At 69.9% G+C, this 1,115-nt stretch carries 1 pseudogene; it reads left to right on the forward strand.

Annotated features, from left to right (window positions below):
* Window positions 1–1,115: pseudogene (locus AC3A5Z_RS24140) on the forward strand (NorD nitric oxide reductase activation protein); the annotation flags it as partial.

Raw genomic sequence — 1,115 nt, forward strand, 5'->3', positions numbered from 1 at the left:
CGCCTTCTCGATCTGATGGAGCCGGAGGAAACCGTCGGCAACCTCTGGCACGGCTATGCCAGCAGGTTCGCCGCACCGGAGGGTGCCGCCGGTGTAGCCGTCTCGCTGGAAGAGGTCCGCCCCAGCGTCGCCGTGATCTTCCGTGCCTTGGGAGGCAAGGCCGGGGCCGAGATCGCCGCCAGCCCCGCCACCGCCGCGCGCCATCGGCGCGGCATGGGGCGGCAACTGGCCGAGACGCGCACGCTGGAGCATGTGGCGGCCTTCGACGGCGACCGCTTGCGCCTGCCGCCGGTGATCGACGCCTTCCCGACCACCGACCTGAACCGCGCCGCCTACCTCTGGCTGGCAGCGCTGGCCACCTCGGCGAAACCCCTCGATCGCACCGACCCGCTCGCTGCCGATCTTGCGTGGATCGTGGCGATGAAGGCGGCAACCGAGCAGACTCTGCTCCGCTGCCCCGGCCTTGCCCCGGCGCACGCCGCCCTCAGCGCTCATCTGCTTGCCAACCGCGCGGACTTTCGCGCGGCGGGTGTGGAAGCGGCTGTCGAAATTCTTGTCCGTCAGGCATTGGGAGATGCGGCTCCGCTATCTCGCGACGCGCAGGATCTGCTGACGCACCACCCCGCCGCGCCCAGAACCTACCTGGCCCCGCGGCCGATCCCGATCTGGCTGCGCCTTGACGCATCGAAGGCAGCAAGCGGGCCCGGGACCGAGGAAGGCGCCCCGCACGCCCCGCCGGGTCTGGCGTCCACGACGCGCAAGCTCGGCAAGCGCGAGGATCTGGATCAGGCCAACCGCAAGGACAGCTTCATCGTGCACCGGTTCGAGGCGATCCTCTCCTGGGTCGAGAGCCTGAACCTGAACCGGGCGACCGATGACGACGATCCCGACAACGCCCAGAAGGCAGCCGAGGATCAGGACCACATCACGCTGACGCAGAACGACAAGCGCCCGGCCACGCGGCTCAGGATGCACCTCGATCTGGCACCGCAGGACGCCGACCACGAACGGCTCGCCGACCGCTTCACCTATCCCGAGTGGAACCACCGCGCGCGGGCCTACATGCCCGACCATTGCCGCGTGCTGGAGGTGGAGGCCACGCCCGATGGCGACAG

Source organism: Cereibacter sp. Soil_C_27 (assembly GCF_057657095.1).